The organism is Actinacidiphila sp. bgisy160, from assembly GCF_057707815.1.
In genome coordinates, this window is sequence record NZ_JBYIQW010000024.1 from 70,275 (window position 1) to 88,929 (window position 18,655).

Here is an 18,655-nt window from a genome sequence, read left to right on the forward strand (position 1 = left end):
TACCCCGGCCCACCCACACGCACGCGCAAGCCCCGCACCAACCGCGCCGGGCGATCGGAGGGCGGGGGAGAAACCCGCACCGCGACCACAACGGCGCCGCACACGACGACCGGCCGCACACACGTACCCCGCGGTACTGACACCCATGGCGCCGTGGTGCGACGATGCCACCCCAGGCAACCACCTCGCGCGGACAGGACGGGACCGGCACATGGCGGAGTTGCACGATCTGACGGCGCTGGAGCAGGGGAAGGCGATCAGGGCCGGGGAGGTCTCCCCTACGGAGCTCGCCGAGCACTATCTGGACCGCGTCGACCGGCACAACGACACCCTCGGGGCGTTCATCACCGTCACCCCGGAGATCGCCCGCAAGCAGGCCGCCGACGCGGAGTCGGAGGCACTCGCGGCGCGCCGCGGGGACCGGCAGGGGGAGCTGTCGGCCCTGCACGGCGTCCCGGTGCCCGTGAAGGACCTCAACTTCGTGGCCGGCGTGCGCTGCACCCTGGGCTCGCAGGCGTACGCCGACCACGTGCCGGACGTCGACGACCACGTCGCCGCCAGACTGCGCGCGGCCGGCACGGTCCTGCTGGGCAAGACCAACACCCCGGAGTTCGGGCTGCCCTGCTACACCGAGAACAAGCTGGCCCCGCCCGCCCGCACCCCGTGGGACCTGGAGCGGTCCGCCGGCGGCTCCAGCGGCGGCGCGGCGGCCGCGGTCGCCGGGGGGCTGGCCCCCCTCGCGCAGGGCAGCGACGGCGGCGGTTCGATCCGCATCCCCTCCTCCGTCTGCGGCCTGTTCGGCATCAAGCCGAGCCGCGGAAGGGTGAGCGCGGGCCCGGTGCAGCACGACGTGAGCGGCCTGAGCGGCAGCGGCCCGATCGCCCGTACGGTCGCGGACGCGGCGGCCCTGCTCGACGTGTTGGCGGGCCCGATGCCGGGCGACCCGTACAGCGCCCCCTCACTGCCGCCGGGTGAGACCTTCTCCTCGTACGTCTCCCGCGAGCCGGGAAGCCTGCGTGTGGTCGGGCTGCCCCGACCGCCCGTGCCCGGGGTCGAACTGCACCCGGACTGCCGTGCCGCGTACGACGGCACCGCGGACCTGCTGCGTGAACTGGGCCACCAGGTGGACGAGGTGGACCTGCCCGTCGACGGCGCGATCCTGGACGCCTTCACCCGGGTGTGGGGCGTGATGGCCACCATCTACCCGGTGGCGCCGGAGCAGGAGGAGCTGCTGATGCCGCTCACGCGGCACCTGCGCGCCGAGGGCGGCAAGGTGAGCGGCCCCGGCTTCGCGGCGTCGCTGTACGCGTTCCGGGCGCTGGGGCAGCTGATCGCGGACGCGCTGCTCTCCTCGTACGACCTGGTACTGACCCCGACGCTGGCCCAGCCCCCGGCGTTCGTCGGGAGCGCGGGCCTGCGCGACGACGATGACCCGGCCGCGGAGTTCGCGGGGCTGGCCGGCTACACGCCGTTCACGCCGATCTTCAACGCCACGGGCCAGCCGGCGGTGAGCGTGCCGCTGCACTGGACGGAGGAGGGGCTGCCGATCGGTGTGATGTTCGGCGGCCGCTACGGGGACGAGGCCACGCTCATCTCGCTGTCGGCGCAGTTGGAGTCGGCCCGGCCGTGGGCCGGCCGCAGGCCCGCGATCTGGTAGCCGGGGCGGGGCGCGGCGGGGCTGGCCGACGGTCGGTTCGCGGTGCTCCCCCCGGGATCCTGACCGGATCTACGGGAGCTCGGCGAGCCGCTTGCGATGCGGGACGCTCGTGCGCCACAGCCGTACACAGGAGACGAGCGCGGCGGCGACCAGCAGCGCGTTGCGGACGGCGACGATGACGGCGCCCTGCCAGGTGACGGCCGTGACGTCCGCGAAGAAGAGCGGGTAGTCGACCGTGGTGACGGCGGTGGCGAGCAGCACCAGCGCGGCGACCGGCCGCTGGGTGGTCTGCCGCATGGTCAGGCAGACCGCGCCGAGGCCGATCAGCCAGATCAGGTACTGCGGGCTGATGACCCTGCTGGTGACGGTGAAGAGGAGCACCGCGGTCAGCGCCGCGTCGTACGGTGTGGCCGGGGTCCAACGGGCCGCTTTCACACGCCACATCAGCAGCCACAGCAGGGCGGTCCCGGTGAGCAGCAGGGAGGCGGTGGTGATCTCGGCGACGTACGGGCCGGTGAACTCAAGCGACCCGTAGTGCGCGACCACCCGCCCCGGCCAGCCGAACATCTCGGCGACGTGCAGGAAGGTCCCGCCGAGGGACTCGATCTCGACCCCGCGGTGGTGCTGGGCGGACAGGAAACCGAGTGCGCCGCGGAACACGGTGCACAGCACCAGCAGCAGCCCCCCGGCGGAGACGGCGAGCGCGGTCCAGGTCTGCCGGGTGGTCCGGCCGCGCGGGGTGCCGAGCACCGTCAGCACGGGCCAGAGTTTGATCAGGGCGGCGAGCCCGGCGAGCGCGCCGCCGAGCCGCGGCCGTGCGGGCAGCGCGAGCAGCGCGCCGACGGCGACGACGGTGACCATCAGGTCGTACCGGGCGTAGGGCAGGTGCATCAGCAGCGGCAGGGCGAGCGCCCACAGCCACGCACCGGCCGTGCTGCGTCCGGGCCGGCCGGTCCCGGCCCGCAGGAGGAGGAGCAGGACGACGGCGTCGGCGGCGAGCGACAGCAGGACGAAGCCCTGGAAGTAGCTGAGCCCGGGCAGCACCGCCGGTACGAGCATCACCAGCGCGGCGCCCGGCGGGTACTGCCAGGTCACGTCGCCGACGGGGAAGGTCCCGTGCGCGAAGCCCTCGCTCCACTGGCGGTAGAGGAAGTGCACCTCGCGGGCGATGTCGCCCTGCCCGCTGCGCAGCAGGGCCAGCATGACCACCCGGCTGGCGAGCCAGTAGACGGCGAGGGCGAGCCAGGTCTGTGGCCAGGTCGCGGGACGCAGCAGGACGGTGCGGGTGGCCGCCGGGGAGGGGGTGCCGCCGCCGTTCCGGACCTCCAGCGTGTGCCAGTCGGGCGGGCTGGTCTCCGTGGGGGCCTCGGCCACTTCCGTCTCCTCCACCAGCGCGAACAGGGGCATACGGAGATGAAAGATAGTCACAAACCGGACTTGCGGCCGTTGATACGCGCCGGTTGCGGGGCGTTGACAGGGGTCGTCCGCGAAGACCATGCTGAGCAAGCGCTTGGACAGTACGGGAGGCATGACATGGGACAGCCCAGGATCTTCACCTCGGTCGGCGAACTGAAGGCCGCCATCGGGGAGGACCTCGGCACGACCGGCTGGCTGGAGGTCGACCAGAAGCGGATCGACCTGTTCGCGGACGCCACCGGGGACCACCAGTGGATCCACGTGGATCCGGAGAAGGCGGCCCAGGGCCCCTTCGGCACCACCATCGCGCACGGCTACCTGACGCTGTCGCTGATCCCGTCCTTCACCCCGGAACTGCTGCGGGTCGAGGGCGTGAAGATGGGCGTCAACTACGGGGTCAACAAGGTCCGTTTCCCCTCCCCCGTGCCGGTCGGCTCCCGCCTGCGGGCCACCGGCCGGATCGCCGAGGTGAGCGAGGTGCCCGGCGGCGCCCAGCTCGTCGTGGCGATCACCGTGGAGCGGGAGGGCGGCGACAAGCCGGTGTGCGTGGCCGAGACGGTCGTCCGCTTCTACCTCTGACGAGGCGCGTACCCGACCATGCGCAGGGCGAGATCGGCGTACAGCGCGCCGATCTCGTCCGGCGTCCGGCGCCCGCCGGGGTTGAACCAGCGGGCCACGTCGATGCAGAGCGAGAGCAGCGCGACGGTGGTCCCGGAGACGTCCGGCACGTCGAACTCCCCTGCCCGCACGCCGTCGTGGATCACCGAGCGGACCGCGGCCTCGCTCTCCCGGCGCAGCTCCACCACCTCGCCGTAGTGCTCGGGGCCGAGCGCGCCGAGCTCGTACTGCACGACGCGGCCCGTGGTGTGGTGCTCCGCGTGCCAGCGGACGAAGGAGCGCACGGCCGCGGCCAGGCGGTCGGCGGGGCCACCCGCGCCGTTCGCGGCGTCCTGGAGCAGCCCGAGGGAGAGCCGGTGCCCCACCACGCTGATCTGGTAGAGCAGCTCCTCCTTGGTCTTGTAGTGGATGTAGAGCGCCGCGGGGCTCATGCCGGCCCGGCCCGCGATGTCGCGCGTGGTCGTCGCGTGGTAGCCGCGTTCCGCGAACGCCTCGACCGCGGCGATCACCAGCCGCCTGGCGGCGTCGGGGGTGATGCCGCTCCACGCCTCGGTCCGCTCCGACTGCTCCGCCTCCACGTCCATGGCGGACACCCTACATGGATGCTGAGCAAGCGCTTAGATACCGAGCGGTCGGTCGGCGCCGGCCGGCGCCGTCAGAAGGCGGCGATCCCCGTCAGCTCCCGGCCGATCAGCAGTTTCTGGATCTGGCTGGTCCCCTCGTAGAGGGTCATCACGCGGGCGTCCCGCAGCAGCTTGCCCACCGGGTACTCGTCGATGTAGCCGTAGCCGCCGAAGACCTGCAGCGCGTTGCTTGCGCAGCGCACCGCCGCCTCACTGGCGAAGAGCTTCGCCTTGGACGACTCCGCCGCGAAGGGCAGGCCGCGGTCGATGAGGTCGGCGACCCGCCAGGTCAGCAGCCGGGCCGCGTCGACGTCCAGCGCGATGTCCGCGAGCAGCTCCTGCACCAGCTGGTGCGCGGCGATCGGCCTGCCGAACTGCTCGCGCTCCTTGGCGTAGCCCACGGCGGCGTCCAGGGCCGCCTGCGCGATGCCGACGCACCCGGCGGCGACCGACATGCGGCCCTTGGCCAGGGCGGACATCGCCACCGAGAAGCCCTTGCCCTCGGGCCCGAGCATCGACGAGGCCGGCACGCGCACGTCCTCCAGCACGAGCTCCGCCGTGGCCTGTCCGCGCAGCCCCAGCTTCCCGTGCACCTCGTGCCGGGTGAGGCCGGGGGTGCCGGTGGGCACGAGGAAGGCGCTGACGCCCTTGTGGCCGGGGACGTCGTTGGTGCGGGCGAAGAGCAGGACGACGTCCGCCCAGGTGCCGTTCGTGATGAACATCTTGGCGCCGTTGATCACGTAGTCACCGCCCTCGCGCCGGGCACGCGTGGTCAGGTTGCCGGCGTCCGACCCGGTGCCGGGCTCGGTCAGCCCGAAGCAGCCCACCGTCTCGCCGGAGGCCAGCCGGGGCAGCCACTGCCGCTTCTGCTCCCGCGTCCCCCAGTGGGCGACGGACTTCGCCACCAGCCCGAGCGATACGGAGACGATGCCGCGCACCGAGGAGTCGCCGCGGCCCAGTTCCTCGGTGACCAGGCAGTACGCCAGGTGGTCGCCGCCCGAGCCGCCGTATTCCTCCGGGATGGTCAGCCCCAGGAACCCCACGGCGCCCAGCTTCTTGACGATGCCCCGGTCCACGCTCTCGGCCCGGTCCCACGCGGCCGCGTGGGGCGCGATCTCGCGCTCGGTGAACTCGGCGGCCAGCGCGCGGACCGCGGCCTGCTCCTCGGACAGCTCAAGATTCACGGCGCACCTCGGTTCGACTTTAAATTATCACTGCTAGTTTCCTGGGGGCAGCCTCTACTATGTGCCGCATGGCCCGACCCCGCAAGCCCCTGCTCAGCCGCGAACGCATCGTCGCCACGGCACTCGCGCTCGTGGACGCGGAGGGCCTGCAGGCCGTCTCCACGCGCCGCCTCGCGGCGGAGCTCGGCGTCAGCGGGCCGAGCCTCTACAACCACTTCACGACCAAGGACGAGATCCTCGACGCGGTCGCCGACGCGGTCGTCGGCGAGGTCGACCTCTCCATGTTCGACGACGTCCGCGACTGGCGGGACGCCCTCGTGACCTGGGCCCGCTCCTACCGCGCCGCCCTCGCGGCCCACCCCCGGATCGTCCCCTTCCTCGCCCAGGGCCCGGGCCGCCGCCCGGCCGGCCTGCGCATGGCCGACGCGGTCTTCGGCGGCATGACCGCCGCCGGCTGGCCCCCGGCCCACGCCACCCGCGTGGGCGCGCTCATGCGGTACTTCGTGGCCGGGTCAGCGCTGGGGTCCTTCGCGCGGGGGTTCGTCGACGACCCCTCGGCGTACGACCCGGCGGACTATCCGCACCTCGGGCAGGCCCACCTGCTCGCGGAACGGCAGCAGCGGGTGGACGAGGGCGCCTTCGAGACGGGGCTGCGCGCCCTCGTCGACGGGCTCGCGGTGCAGTTCGCCGCGCTGGGCCACACCGACTCCTGAGGATCCGGGTCACCGCTCGCAGGGGACGGCGAAGCAGACGGAACGCGTACGCCAGTCGCCGCCGTGGCCCGAACCCCAGTGGGCGTGGTCGGTCCGTATCCGGCCACCGGCTCCGCCTGGCTCATGTCGTCGGTGCGGAGCAGTGTCGAGTGCGCCCCGGTGTCGTCGCCCACGGGGGCGGCGGCGAACGCGGGTGCGGTCCGGAACGCCCGGCCCCGCAGGCCCCGGCCCGCCCAACGCACCCCGCGAGGCGGCGACCAGCCGCGCCGGATGGGGGGCTCCCCGGCCGAAGGCTGGGGGAGGGAAGGCGGGGGATGCCCGCCGCAGGGACAAGCAACCCGGACACGGCGACCCGCCGTCAGAAGACGACCAGGGCCCTCCCGCCCCTCCCCCGAAGCATCCCCTCGAACGCCCCCGGGATCCCCTCCAGCCCGATCCGCTCCGTGACCATCGCCGACAGGTCGAGCCGCCCGGCCCGCACGTGCTCCGCCAGCACCGGCAGGTCCCTCGCCGGGTCGCTGTTGCCGTACACGCACCCGGAGAGCGTCCGGCCGAAGTGGAAGAGCTCCAGCGCGGAGAAGGAGACCAGATCCCCCTTCCCGCCGATACCGACCACCGTCGTGCGGCCACCACGCCGTGTCGAGGACCACGCGGAGCGGATCGTCTCGCCGCGCCCGACGCACTCGATGGCGACGTCCGCCCCGTGCCCGCCGGTCAGCGCCCGGATCCGCTTGGCGACGTCCTCCCCCGCGAGGAGGAACTCCGTGGCGCCCGCGGCCCGCGCCAGGGCCTCCTTCTCCGGGGAGACGTCGACGGCCACCACGGTGCCCGCCCCCGCGATGCGGGCGGCCTGGAGGACGGCGAGGCCGACCCCCCCGACGCCGAAGACGGCCACGGACTCACCCGGGCGCACCGCGGCGCTGTGGTGGACCGCCCCGTAGCCGGTGAGCACGGCGCACCCGAGGAGCGCGGCCTCGACGAGCGGGACCCCGTCGGGGAGGGGCAGCACCGCGCCCGCCGCGACCACGGTCTCCTCGGCGAACGCGGCCGTCCCGAGCCCCGGGTAGAGCTCGGCCCCGCCGCCCGCGAGCTTCGCGTACGGCACACCAGCCGCCGCGCCCGCGCCGGCGCACAGCCACGGCTCGCCGAGCCCGCAGTAGTGGCAGACGCCGCAGGATGGCGCCCAGTTGAGGACGACACGGTCACCCGGCGCCACGTCCGCGACCCCCTCGCCGACCGAGACGACGGTGCCCGCGCCCTCGTGCCCGAGAACGGCGGGCGCGGGCTGCCGCAGCGTCCCGTTGGACAGGGACAGGTCGGAGTGGCACACCCCGGCCGCGGCGAGCTTCACCCGTACCTGGCCCGGCCCGGGTTCGGGCAGGTCGATCCCGGCGAGGGTCAGGGGCGCGTTGACGGCGGGCAGTACGGCGGCGCGGACCACGGTGTCTTCTCCTGCACTCAGGGCGGTGGCGGTAGCGGTCAGAACTGGAGGGACTTGGTCTGGAGGTACTCGGTGAGGCCGTGCGGGCCGAGCTCGCGCCCGACCCCGGACTGCTTGTACCCGCCGAACGGCGCCAGTGGATTGAAGCGGCCGCCGTTGATGTCGACCTGGCCGGTGTCCATGCGCCGGGCGAAGGCGACGGCCGCCGCCTCGTCGCCCGCCCAGACCGCCCCGGCGAGACCGTAGACGGTGCCGTTGGCGATGCGCAGCGCGTCCTCCTCGTCCTCGTAGGCCAGGATCGACAGGACGGGGCCGAAGATCTCCTCCTGGGCGATCGTCATCTGCGGGGTCACGTCGGCGAAGACGGTGGGGCTGACCCAGTAGCCACGCTCCCGCGGGGCGTCGGTGCCGCCGGCGACGAGGCGGGCGCCCTCCTCGACGCCCTTGGCGATGTAGCCGCGCACACGTTCGTGCTGCTTGGCGTTGACGACGGGGCCGATGCGCTCGCCGGGCACGTACTTGGCGGCGGCCGTCGCGGCGAGGGCCACCGCCTCCTCGTACCGGTCGCGGTGGACGAGCATGCGGGTCCAGGCGCTGCACGTCTGACCCGTGTTGGACATGACGTTGGCGACGCCGACGCCCACGGCCTTGGCGAGGTCCGCGCCCGGGAGGATGACGTTGGCCGACTTGCCGCCGAGCTCCAGGGCGACGCGCTTGACCGCGGCGCCCGCGGTCGCGGCGATCTGCCGGCCGACGGCGGTGGATCCGGTGAACGAGACCAGGTCGACGTCCTCGTGGGCGGCCAGGGCCTGTCCGGCGACCGGACCGAGGCCGGTGACGAGGTTGAACACGCCTGCGGGCAGGCCCGCTTCGTGGACGGTCTCGGCGAAGAGCTGGGCGACCAGCGGGGTGTCCTCGGCGGGCTTGAGGACGACCGTGCAGCCGGCGGCGAGCGCGGGGGCGACCTTGGCGACGATCTGGTGGAGCGGGTAGTTCCAGGGGGTGATCGCGCCGACCACGCCGACAGGCTCGTGCAGGACCGTGGAGTTGCCGATCCGCTCCTCGAAGGGGTGGGTGGCGGCGAGTTCGGCGTACGAGCCCGCGACCGCGATCGGGAGCCCCGCGTGGACCGCCTGGCTGAACGGCAGCGGCGCGCCCAGTTCGGCGGTGACGGTCTCGGCGATCTCGTCGCGGCGGGCGGCGAGGGCGTCGCGCAGCGCGGCGATGCGTGCGGCGCGCTCGGCGGGCGGGGTTGCCGCCCAGCCGCGGAAGGCCGCGCGGGCGGCGCGGACCGCGGCGTCGACGTCGGCGGCGGTACCGGCGGGCACGGTGGCGAACACCTGCTCGTCGGCGGGGTTGACGACGTCGATCGTCTCCGTGCCGGCGGCGGGCCGCCAGTCGCCGTCGATGTACATCCCGTCGTGCGGCTTCATCCCTTGTCCTCCCGGGCGGACCTGGCGTGGCACCTGGCGTGGCACCTGGCGTGACATGCCCAAACTAGCGCCGATAGTTTTCCGATTCCAGGACGGTACCCCGTGCGGTGGATCACGCCGGTGCGACCTGGACGGGGAATCCGTTGAGGACGGCCGTGCCCGACAGCGGGTCGAGCAGGGTCCCGTCGAGCAACTGGTTGAGGTTGGCCCCCGGTTCACGGGCCGCGACCGTCAGCCGGGTGCCCGCGCGGTCGTGGCCCCAGCCGTGCGGCAGGCTCACCACGCCGGGCCGCATCGCGTCCGTGACCTCGACCGGGGCCTCGATCTCACCGCCGTCGCCCTTGATCCGGGCCGGTGCCGCGTCGGTGAGGCCGAGCCGGGTGGCGTCCTCGGGGTGCACTTGGAGGGTGCAGCGGTTGCTCCCGCCGGTGAGCGCGGGCACGTTGTGCATCCAGCTGTTGTTGGAGCGCAGGTGGCGGCGGCCGATGAGGACCAGTCCGTCCCTGGACCGGTCGCCGACCGCGGCCAGCAGCCGGGGCACGTCGGCGGTGAGCGGCGCGGGCGCCAGTTCGATCGTGCCGGAGGCGGTGCGCAGCACCTCGGGGACGCGCGGGCGCAGCGGGCCGAGGTCGATCCCGTGCGGCCGGTCCAGGAGCCGGCGCAGGCTCAGCCCTTCGGGGTCGGCGCCGAAGCCGTCGCCGTACGGGCCGAGTCGCAGCATCATGTCGAGCCGGCGCTCGTAGCCGGTGCCTCCGGTGAGCGCGGCGGCCAGTTCGGCGGGGTCGCGGCCGTGGACCGCGGAGTGCGGGTCGGCGGTCTCCTTGGCCAGGCGGTGGGTGACGGCTTGCTCGTCGACGAGCGCGGGGTCGGCGTCCGGGCCGAAGCCGCCGAGCAGGAGCACGAGCCGGGCGAGGATCTCCGGCTCGCCGGGCCTGCCCTCCTCCAGGGGGATCGCGGGCGGGCTGTAGCGAGCGTTGTTGCGCACGGCGAAGTTGCCGAACGCGAAGTCGTAGTGGGCGCTGCGGGAGGGCGGGGGCGGCGGCAGGAGGACGTCCGCGTGGCGGGTGGTCTCGTTGAGGTACGGGTCCACGCTGACCATGAAGTCCAGTCCCGCCAGGGCGCGGTCGAGCCGTGCGCCGTCGGGGGCGGACAGCACGGGGTTGCCGGCGATGGTGACCAGGGCGCGGATCCGCCCTTCGCCGGGTGTGTCGATCTCCTCGGCGAGTGCGGCGGCGGGCAGTTCGGAGGCGACCTCGGGGTGGCCGGAGACCCGGCTGTGCCAGCGGCCGGTGGTGAAGCCGCGGCCGGGCCCGGCGGGGCGGGGGGCGCGCGCGGTGGCCGGCAGCGGGAACATCGCGCCGCCGGGCCGGTCGAGGTTGCCGGTGAGGATGTTGAGGACGTCGATCAGCCAGCTGGCGAGGGTGCCGAAGCGTACGGCGGTGCTGCCCAGGCGCCCGTAGACGGCGGCGCTGGGGGCGGCGGCCAGGTCGCGGGCGAGGGTGCGGACGCGCTCGGCGGGTACGTCGCAGTACGGGGCGACGGTCTCGGGGGTGAAGTCGCGGGCCAGTGCGCGGACCTCGTCGACGCCGGTGACGTGCCCTTGGAGGTTGCCGAGGCGGGTGAGCCCCTCCTCGAACAGCACGTGGACGACGGCGAAGAGCAGCGCGGCGTCGGTGCCGGGCCGTGGGGCGATGTGGAGGTCGGCGAGTTCGGCGGTGCGGGTGCGCTTGGGGTCGATGACGGTGAGTCTGCCGCCGCGGCGGCGCAGCGCCTTGAGCTTGCCGGGGAAGTCGGCGGCGGTGGCGAGGCTGCCGTTGGACACCATGGGGTTGCCGCCGATGACGACCAGGTGGTCGGTGCGGTCCAGGTCGGGCACGGGGACGGCGAGCGCGTCCCCGTAGAGGTGGCCGCACGCGGCCTGCTTGGGCATCTGGTCCAGGGTGCTGGCCGAGAACAGCGCCCGGGTGCCGAGGGCTCGGATGATCATCGGCGGGTAGAGGCCGCCGGCGATGGTGTGCACGTTGGGGTTGCCCAGGTAGACGCCGGCCGCCGCGGTGCCGTGGGTCGCGCGGAGGCGGTCGAAGCCCTCGGCTACCGCGGCGTACGCCCCGGCCCAGGTGGCCTCGGTGAGCACGCCGTCGCGGCGCACGAGCGGCCGGGTGAGCCGGTCGGGGTCGCCGTCGACCTGGCCGAAGGCGGCGCCCTTGGGGCAGATGAAGCCCGCGCTGAAGACGTCCTCGCGGTCGCCGCGGGCGCCGGTGACCCGGTCCGCGTCGATGGTCAGGGTCAGTCCGCACGTGGCCTCGCACAGCGGACAGATACGCAGGGCGGTACGACTGCTGGCCATCGGGCCTCCCGGGGCAGGGCGCTTCCTCGTGTGCGGCCACCATACCGACCGGTATGCATGTCGGGATAGCACTCACGAGGACGACGCTCGCGGGCTACGGCTCCAGCACCCTGGCCAGATAGGCGCGGAGCAGCACCTTCGTCTCGGCGATGAGCGCGGCCTCGCCCTGCGGATCCGCGCGGAAGGCCATCTTGAGCAGGGCGTCGGCGGCCTCCACGCCCACCACGAAGGCCGTCCGCAGCCGCCGGTCGTCGGTCACGGCCACGCCCGCGGCACCGAGCGGGGCGATGAGCAGGGCGCGGAGCCGGTCGGCGACGAGGTGGTTGGCCAGGTCGTTCACGGCTGGTCCGGGGGCCGGGCCGGCGAAGCTGACGAGGGCGAAGCCGGGCACGGTGCGCCGCATGGCGACGTACTGGTCGACGACGACGTCGATCAGGCGGCGCCAGTCCTCGGCGCCGCCGCGGGCCGCGCCGAGGGCGTCGAGGCGGTCAGTGACCCCGGCGAGATACTTGTCGAGGTTGCGGCGGGCAAGGGCGTCGGCCATGGCGCGCTTGTTGGAGAAGAAGCGGTAGACCGAGCCGATCGGCACACCCGCGCGGTCGGCCACGTCACGCGTGCTCAGTTCCTCGTATCCGCTCTCGTCGATGATCGCCGCTGCCGCGTCGAGGATCCTGGCGAAGCGTTCGGCGCTGCGCTGCTGGACGGGTACGCGCCGGAGACCGTTGCCGCTGCTGTGCACGAGATCCATCATGCCGGTTTTCCACAGGGACCCGTCGGTCCCTTGCGGGGTTGATTCCTATGGACAACCATAGGAATCGTGACCAGCACAGAGATCGCCAGCACGCAGATCCAGGACGGCAAGGACCTCGCCTACCTCCCCGGCTTCGGCAACGAGCACACGAGCGAGGCGGTCCCCGGAGCGGTTCCGGCCGGCCGCAACTCGCCACAGCGCGCCCCGCTCGGCCTGTACGCGGAGCAGCTGAGCGGCACCGCCTTCACCGAGCCGCGGCATCACAACCGCCGCTCGTGGCTGTACCGCATCCGTCCCTCGGCGGCCCATCCGCCGTTCCGCCGCATTCCCAACGGGCGGCTGCGCAGCGCGCCCTTCACTGAGGCCGAGCCCGATCCCAACCGGCTGCGCTGGAGCCCGCTGCCGCTCCCGCAGGAGCCGGCCGACTTCGTGGACGGCCTGGTCACCGTCGGCGGCAACGGGGACGTGCTGCGCCGCGAGGGCATCGGCATCCACTGGTACGCGGCCAACCGCTCCATGGACAGCCGGGTGTTCTCCTCCTCCGACGGCGAGCTGCTGATCGTGCCGGAGCGCGGCCGGCTGCTGCTCCGTACCGAACTGGGCGTCCTGGCCGCCGGGCCGGGCCACGTCGCGCTGGTCCCGCGCGGGGTGCGCTTCCGGGTCGAGCTGCCGGACGGCGAGGCGCGCGGCTACGTCTGCGAGAACTACGGCCAGCACTTCCAGCTGCCCGACCTCGGCCCGATCGGCGCCAACGGTCTTGCCAACGCGCGGGACTTCATGGCTCCGGTGGCGGCGTACGAGGACCGCGAGGAGCCGGTGGAGGTGGTGAACAAGTTCGGCGGCAACCTGTGGGCCGCCGAGTACGGCCACTCCCCCCTCGACGTCGTCGGCTGGCACGGCAACCTGGTGCCGTACGTGTACGACCTGCGGCGCTTCAACGTGCTCGGCTCGGTCAGCTACGACCACCCCGACCCGTCGATCTACACCGTGCTGACCTCGCCCTCCGACACTCCGGGCCTGGCCAACGCCGACCTCGTGGTCTTCGCACCGCGCTGGCTGGTCGGCGAGGACACCTTCCGCCCGCCGTACTTCCACCGGAACGTGATGAGCGAGTTCATGGGGCTCATCGAGGGCGCGTACGACGCCAAGGCGGAGGGCTTCGTCCCCGGCGGGGCATCGCTGCACAACATGATGTCGGCGCACGGCCCGGACCGGACGACCTTCGACAGGGCGAGCACCGCCGAACTGGTCCCGCAGAAGGTGGACGACGGGCTGGCCTTCATGTTCGAGACGCGCTGGCCGGTGGTGCCGACGCGGGAGGCGCTGGAGGCTGAGCACCTGCAGCGGGATTACGACGGCGTGTGGCGGGGGCTTGAGCGACACTTCCGGCCATGACGACGAGCCCGAGCAGCACCTTCGCACCCGACTCGCTGGTCCTGAACCGCAAACTCCCCTTGTGGTACCAGGTCTCGCAGTCCCTGCGCGCCTCGATACTCGGCCGCCGTCCGGACGCCCCGCTGCGGCTGCCGACCGAGGACGCACTGGCCGAACACTACGGCGTCAGCGTGCTCACGATGCGGCAGGCGCTGAAGGAGCTGGAGGAGGAGGGTCTGATCAGCCGCCACCGGCGGCGCGGCACCTTCATCGAACCGGCCGCGCTGCGCGGGGCGCCGGTGCGGCTGCTGGGTTCGGTCGACGCGATCGTCGCCCAGCAGTCCGGGGACCGCACCAGTGTGCTCGGCCACGGCCCGGCGCCCGTGCCACCGGAGTACGCGGAGTACTTCCCCGCGCCGGCCGAGACGATCGCCTACCGCCGGCTGCGCTGCGACGAGTCGGGGGAGCCGACCAACTGGGCGGAGAACTTCGTCCTGCCGGAGCTGGCGGCCCGCATCGACCTCGCGGACCTGGCGCGCTGGCCGATGACGAAGGTGCTGCGGGACGCCCTCGGGGTGCGGATCAGCCGCATCACCGACACCGTCGAGGCACGGCTGGCCGACCCGGGCACCGCCCGGCTGCTGCAGGTGCCGCTGCTCAGCCCGATCCTGCACTACACGGGGGTGACCTACGACGACACCGGCCGCGTGGTCGACGTGGTGCGCATCCACTACCGGGGCGACCGCTTCTCCTTCACCGTGACCATGGAGGCACCCTGAGGGGCCTCAGTAGCATGCCCACAGTGAGCGATGAAGCGCCGACGCTGGCCGACCTGATGCCGTGGTCCGTCCCGCCCCTGCGCCTGGGGCGGAGCTGGGTCATGGCACCCGAGGCGGCGACCCTCACCGCGCGTTGGGACCGGCTGGTGAAGACCAGGGGCACCGAGCGCGAGCGGCTGTTCCACCCGACCCGGGCACGCACCCCGCACACGGCCGTCGCCCAACTGCCGGGCCACCCCGCGCCCACCACCCGGCTGGAGCGGGAGGAGGGCCCGTGCGCGGAGCCGGTGCGGGTGCTGCACGGCCCGTACGACCAGCAGTGGCTCATCCCCGACCAGCGGCTGATCGACGCGGCCCGCCCCGAGTTGTGGCGGGTCGCCGACGAGGACCGGCAGCTGTACACGGTGGAGTTGGCGCGCCTGCCGCAGCTCCCGGGGCCGCCGCTGGCCTTCTCCGCGCTGCTCCCCGACGGCCACTCCCCCGCCGGCCGGCCGGGCCGGATCCGGCCGCTGTTCCGCCGCCCCGGCGGGCTGGACCCCAACCTCGCGCCGGGTCTGCTGGACCGCCTCCGCGGACGGCTGGACACCCCGGTCGGCGCGGAGGACGTGCTCGCCTGGATCGCCGCGCTCGCCACCGGCTGGCCCGTGGAGGTCCCGCTCACCGCCGATCCGGCCCTGTGGGCGGAGGGCGTCGCGCTGGGCCGCCGTCTGCTGTGGCTGCACACCCGCGGCACCCGCTTCGCCGATCCGGCGGAGGACCGCCCCGCGGGGCATCCCCGGCTGCCGGGCGGCCGGCGCCCCTATGTCCGGGCGGCGCTGCCCGACGTGCCGCGGGAGGGTCCGTCGTACGACCCGCGGGAAGCGGCGCTGGTACTGGGGAGCGGGCGGGTGGCACCGGTGCCGGAGGCGGCCTGGGGGTTCCACGCCGGGGGGACGCGGGTGCTGGAGACCTGGTTCGGGCGGCGGATCCCCGACGGGGCGGCGGAGGACCTGGACGCGATTCGGCCGGCCGCATGGCCGCGGGCCAGGACGACCGAACTGCTGGAGCTGATCAGTGTGCTGACCCTGCTGGCGGAGTTGCGGCCGTCACGCCGCGCGCTTGCCGCCCGGGTCGCGGCCGGCCCGCGGATCGGCGCCGCCGAGTTGCGCGCGGCCCGCGTCCTGCCGGTGTCCGAGACGGCGCGCCGTCCGGCCTCCGTGCTGGATCACCACGAGGAGGGGCCGGACGGGCAGTTCGCCCTGCTGTGACCGCAAGTCGACTTGACAACAGGCCCGGACGGAGCACACCGACGCGCCGCATGACGCGGCGCGGTGCCGGGACGGTGCACTGCGCCCGAGCCTGTCCGCTGAAGGAACGCCGAGAACGCCTCCGGTCAGCCGCGGCTGCCGAAGAGCGAACGACGCAGCCGCCGCAGCGGCGCGAACAGCGACACACGCGCACCGCGGCTGGCGTTCGCGCGCACATGGTCGCGCGAGGTCAGCTCGCGCATCAGCAGCGTGGCCTCCTCCGCCTCCCGCTGCGGCACGGCAGGGCCGGCCAGCACCGAGAGATGGCGGTCGAGACGCGCGCTGGACGCGCTGCTCCCGCACGTGACGGCAGGCACTCGCGGCCTGCTCCGCATTGCTATCTGATCCATGACACTCCCCACCCGTTCGAGGGCACCCGGCACCGGGCAGGGTAACCCTATCGTCCTGCAGCGTCACCTATGCATCCGTGTTCCCGGATTCACCTTCGCGTCAAGGGGGTTGACGGTCATGAACCGATCCCCAGCGCGAGCAGGGGAAGTTGGACCACGGGATCCGAGGTCGGCACCACGGATCCGCCACTCGGCTCAACCGTCACGGTGAACGCGTACGACAACTCGTCCAACCGGTCGGCCACGAACGGCCCGGGTGTGCCGCCCGCCGCCGGATCGGCGCCCAGCACCGCCAGGGAGCGGTAGGACGTCGGGCGCTCGCTCACCAGCCACAGCTGGTAGACCTCGCGTCCCTCCAGGCCCGGCAGCCCGTGCACCGTCACCACGGCGCGGCGCAGGTCCCGTGACACCACGGCGGTCACCCCTCGTCCACGGTCGTCGCTGGCGTAGGCGGGGCGGGCGTCCTCCGCGGTCAGGACCTCGTTCACCGCGCGCGTGTTCCCCCGCTCCCGGTCCAGTTGTGCGGCGGTCCGCAGCAGCAGGGCGCCCAGCACCAAGCCGGCCAGGAGGGCGGCCCCTGCGCCCGCCGCGGCCAGGCGCGTCGCGGACGGCCGGCGCCACGCCTCCCACCACCGCCGCGGCACCGGGACCTCCGGGCCGTCCGGCGCGTCGTCCACCGGCAGCGGCACCATCGGGGGCGGCGCCATCGGGGGCGGCGACGGCGAGGCCGGACTCCCGGCGCCGAGCCGCACGGTGTCCCCGGCCGGCTCCCGCACGCGGTCCGCGCACGCGTGGCAGCGCATCAAATGCCGCTCGAATCGGCGTGCTTCCCGCGGCGCGAGGGTGTCGAGCGCGTACGCCGCGGCCAGTTCGTGCACGGAACCTCTCATGGGTCGCCCCGCTTTCCTCCGCGGTGCGCGGCACGTCCGGCCGGGCCCATATCACGTTACAACCCTGTGACACAAATTCCTCCCGGTCCGCCAATCCGCGAGCCGACCGGCCCCGAACAACCCACGCAGGACCTCTTCCAAGGGGGAGGGGCCGGACTCGCGAAGGACCGAGCGATGACCGCACACAGCAGGAGCAGGATCAGGGCCCGTTTCGGGCGATCGCGCACGATCGCCCTGCTGGCCACGGGCGCACTGGCCGCGGGGGGACTCGCCGCCGTGGGCGTCACCGGACTGAAGCCGGGGACGGCACAGGCGTCCAGCCACCGGGAGGCGCCGCTGATCTCGGGGCAGCCGCAGTACGACACCACGGACGTCTACGCGTTCGTCAGCCCCGACCGCCCGGACACCACCACGCTGGTGGCGAACTGGATCCCGTTCGAGGACCCGGCCGGCGGCCCGAACTTCTACAAGTTCGCCGATGACGCCCAGTATGACATCCACATCGACAACGACGGGGACGCGCAGGGCGACTACCTCTACCGGTGGACGTTCCAGGACCACTTCCGCAACGAGAAGACGTTCCTGTACAACACCGGCCCGGTCACCAGCCTCGACGACCCGGACCTGAACTTCTACCAGACCTACGACATCGACCTGTTCCGGCTGCACAACCAGCAGGTCACCGGCCGCTACAAGGTCGCGAACGACGTACCGGTCGCGCCGTCGAACGTCGGCAAGGCCTCGATGCCGGACTACAACGTGCTGCGCCAGCAGGCCGTCAAGCACCTCGGCCGCGGCACCACGGCCTTCGCCGGCCAGGCCGACGACCCGTTCTTCCTGGACCTGCGGGTCTTCGACCTGCTCTACGGGGGCAACCTCTCCGAGGTCGGCGACGACACCCTCAAGGGCTACAACGTCAACACCATAGCCCTGCAGGTCCCGACGGCCGCGATCCGCCAGTCGGCGAAGCAGCCGGTGGTCGGTATCTGGTCCACCACGCAGCGGCGGACCGCGAACGGCGACTGGGCACAGGTCTCCCGCCTCGGCATGCCCCTGGTGAACGAGGTGGTCAACCCGCTCAAGGACAAGGACCGGTTCAACGCGTCCTCGCCCTGGAACGACGGTCAGTTCCTCAAGAACGTGACGCACCCCGAACTGCCCGGGCTCATCGAGGGCATCTACAAGATCAAGGCCCCGGCCACCCCGCGCGACGACCTCGTCCAGGTGTTCCTGACGGGCGTGCCGAAGCTCAACCAGCCGCCGCGCGTCCGCCCGTCGGAGATGCTGCGGCTCAACACGGCCGTCCCGCCGACCGCCAAGCCCAAGCGGCTCGGCGTCCTGGACGGCGACACCGCCGGCTTCCCCAACGGACGCCGGCTCGGCGACGACGTCGTCGACATCGCGCTGCAGGTGGTGGAGGGCGAACTGGTCGGCTCGAAGAACGACCTGGGTGACGCGGTCAACGCCAACGACCAGACGTTCGGCGCCAGCTTCCCCTACGTGGCCCTGCCGGCCTCCGGTTCGGACGGCCCGCTGGCCAAGCCGGCCACCAACTCGGCACAGACCGGCGGGATCACACAGCTCAACGCGGGCGGCCTGCTTCCCGGCGGCGGTGACGACGACACCGTGCTGATCGCCTCCGCGGCCTCCGGCGGCGCGGGCGTGCTGCTGATCGGTGCCGCGCTGCTGTGGTGGCGGATGCGCCGCCGCCCCGCCGGCCGCCGGGCGCACGGCCGCGCCTGAGGCCGGGCCTCCGGCCTCAGGCCTCAGGCCACCGCGGGAAGCACACCGCG

16 protein-coding genes are annotated in these 18,655 nt (G+C 73.4%); 7 read left to right on the forward strand and 9 right to left on the reverse strand.

Annotated elements, in window-relative coordinates; all coding sequences use genetic code 11:
- The first annotated feature begins 211 nt into the window (after nucleotides 1-211).
- Nucleotides 212-1,657: an amidase gene (locus tag AC3EUJ_RS20145; RefSeq protein WP_431963239.1), complete on the forward strand. Its 1,446-nt coding sequence runs from the start codon at nucleotides 212-214 to the stop codon at nucleotides 1,655-1,657.
- 69 nt (nucleotides 1,658-1,726) lie between these two features.
- Here AC3EUJ_RS20145 and AC3EUJ_RS20150 read toward each other — a convergent pair whose 3' ends face one another.
- Nucleotides 1,727-3,064, reverse strand: coding sequence for a glycosyltransferase 87 family protein (locus AC3EUJ_RS20150; RefSeq protein WP_431963241.1), 1,338 nt, complete (start codon nucleotides 3,062-3,064; stop codon nucleotides 1,727-1,729).
- A gap of 126 nt (nucleotides 3,065-3,190) precedes the next feature.
- On the opposite strand from AC3EUJ_RS20150, the gene AC3EUJ_RS20155 reads away from it, so the two are divergent.
- The gene (locus AC3EUJ_RS20155) at nucleotides 3,191-3,652 is read left to right on the forward strand and encodes a MaoC family dehydratase (RefSeq protein WP_431963243.1); all 462 of its coding nucleotides are present in this window, start codon (nucleotides 3,191-3,193) and stop codon (nucleotides 3,650-3,652) included.
- On the opposite strand, the gene AC3EUJ_RS20160 is transcribed toward AC3EUJ_RS20155, so the two are convergent.
- Together AC3EUJ_RS20160 and AC3EUJ_RS20165 are read right to left on the reverse strand one after the other, a co-directional pair.
- Complete coding sequence (locus tag AC3EUJ_RS20160; protein WP_431963245.1) at nucleotides 3,643-4,275, reverse strand: TetR/AcrR family transcriptional regulator; 633 nt, start codon at nucleotides 4,273-4,275, stop codon at nucleotides 3,643-3,645. The two genes, AC3EUJ_RS20155 and AC3EUJ_RS20160, sit on opposite strands and share 10 nt — an antisense overlap.
- 71 nt (nucleotides 4,276-4,346) lie before the next feature.
- Nucleotides 4,347-5,498 (reverse strand): acyl-CoA dehydrogenase family protein, encoded by a 1,152-nt coding sequence (locus tag AC3EUJ_RS20165; protein WP_431963247.1) that lies wholly within the window; start codon nucleotides 5,496-5,498, stop codon nucleotides 4,347-4,349.
- Between the two features lie 68 nt (nucleotides 5,499-5,566).
- Between AC3EUJ_RS20165 and AC3EUJ_RS20170 the strand changes: the two genes are divergently transcribed.
- Nucleotides 5,567-6,211 (forward strand): TetR/AcrR family transcriptional regulator, encoded by a 645-nt coding sequence (locus AC3EUJ_RS20170; protein ID WP_431963249.1) that lies wholly within the window; start codon nucleotides 5,567-5,569, stop codon nucleotides 6,209-6,211.
- 358 nt (nucleotides 6,212-6,569) lie between these two features.
- On the opposite strand, the gene AC3EUJ_RS20175 is transcribed toward AC3EUJ_RS20170, so the two are convergent.
- The 4 genes from AC3EUJ_RS20175 to AC3EUJ_RS20190 form a co-directional block, all read right to left on the reverse strand.
- Nucleotides 6,570-7,652 (reverse strand): zinc-binding dehydrogenase, encoded by a 1,083-nt coding sequence (locus tag AC3EUJ_RS20175; RefSeq protein ID WP_431963251.1) that lies wholly within the window; start codon nucleotides 7,650-7,652, stop codon nucleotides 6,570-6,572.
- 38 nt (nucleotides 7,653-7,690) lie between these two features.
- Nucleotides 7,691-9,085, reverse strand: a complete 1,395-nt coding sequence (locus AC3EUJ_RS20180; protein WP_431963253.1) for an aldehyde dehydrogenase family protein — start codon at nucleotides 9,083-9,085, stop codon at nucleotides 7,691-7,693.
- 112 nt (nucleotides 9,086-9,197) lie between these two features.
- A complete protein-coding gene (locus AC3EUJ_RS20185) occupies nucleotides 9,198-11,432 on the reverse strand; it encodes a molybdopterin oxidoreductase family protein (protein ID WP_431963255.1) in 2,235 nt (744 codons plus the stop codon).
- 94 nt (nucleotides 11,433-11,526) lie between these two features.
- Nucleotides 11,527-12,183 carry a TetR/AcrR family transcriptional regulator gene (locus tag AC3EUJ_RS20190; protein WP_431963257.1) on the reverse strand — a complete coding sequence of 219 codons (657 nt, stop codon included), beginning with the start codon at nucleotides 12,181-12,183 and terminating at the stop codon, nucleotides 11,527-11,529.
- 66 nt (nucleotides 12,184-12,249) lie between these two features.
- On the opposite strand from AC3EUJ_RS20190, the gene hmgA reads away from it, so the two are divergent.
- The 3 genes from hmgA to AC3EUJ_RS20205 are packed head-to-tail and all read left to right on the forward strand — an operon-like array spanning nucleotide 12,250 to nucleotide 15,583.
- Complete coding sequence (gene hmgA / locus AC3EUJ_RS20195) at nucleotides 12,250-13,578, forward strand: homogentisate 1,2-dioxygenase (protein ID WP_431963259.1); 1,329 nt, start codon at nucleotides 12,250-12,252, stop codon at nucleotides 13,576-13,578.
- Nucleotides 13,575-14,336 (forward strand): GntR family transcriptional regulator, encoded by a 762-nt coding sequence (locus AC3EUJ_RS20200; protein WP_329188710.1) that lies wholly within the window; start codon nucleotides 13,575-13,577, stop codon nucleotides 14,334-14,336. Before hmgA ends, AC3EUJ_RS20200 begins: the two co-directional genes overlap by 4 nt.
- A gap of 14 nt (nucleotides 14,337-14,350) precedes the next feature.
- Nucleotides 14,351-15,583, forward strand: coding sequence for a type ISP restriction/modification enzyme (locus AC3EUJ_RS20205; RefSeq protein WP_431963262.1), 1,233 nt, complete (start codon nucleotides 14,351-14,353; stop codon nucleotides 15,581-15,583).
- Between the two features lie 125 nt (nucleotides 15,584-15,708).
- On the opposite strand, the gene AC3EUJ_RS20210 is transcribed toward AC3EUJ_RS20205, so the two are convergent.
- Together AC3EUJ_RS20210 and AC3EUJ_RS20215 are read right to left on the reverse strand one after the other, a co-directional pair.
- Complete coding sequence (locus tag AC3EUJ_RS20210; protein WP_431963264.1) at nucleotides 15,709-15,972, reverse strand: hypothetical protein; 264 nt, start codon at nucleotides 15,970-15,972, stop codon at nucleotides 15,709-15,711.
- Nucleotides 15,973-16,088: 116 nt separating this feature from the next.
- Nucleotides 16,089-16,862: an anti-sigma factor gene (locus AC3EUJ_RS20215; protein WP_431963266.1), complete on the reverse strand. Its 774-nt coding sequence runs from the start codon at nucleotides 16,860-16,862 to the stop codon at nucleotides 16,089-16,091.
- A gap of 174 nt (nucleotides 16,863-17,036) precedes the next feature.
- Here AC3EUJ_RS20215 and AC3EUJ_RS20220 point away from each other — a divergent pair, with 174 nt between their 5' ends.
- Nucleotides 17,037-18,605, forward strand: a complete 1,569-nt coding sequence (locus tag AC3EUJ_RS20220) for a DUF4331 domain-containing protein (protein ID WP_431963268.1) — start codon at nucleotides 17,037-17,039, stop codon at nucleotides 18,603-18,605.
- Nucleotides 18,606-18,655 lie beyond the last annotated feature (50 nt).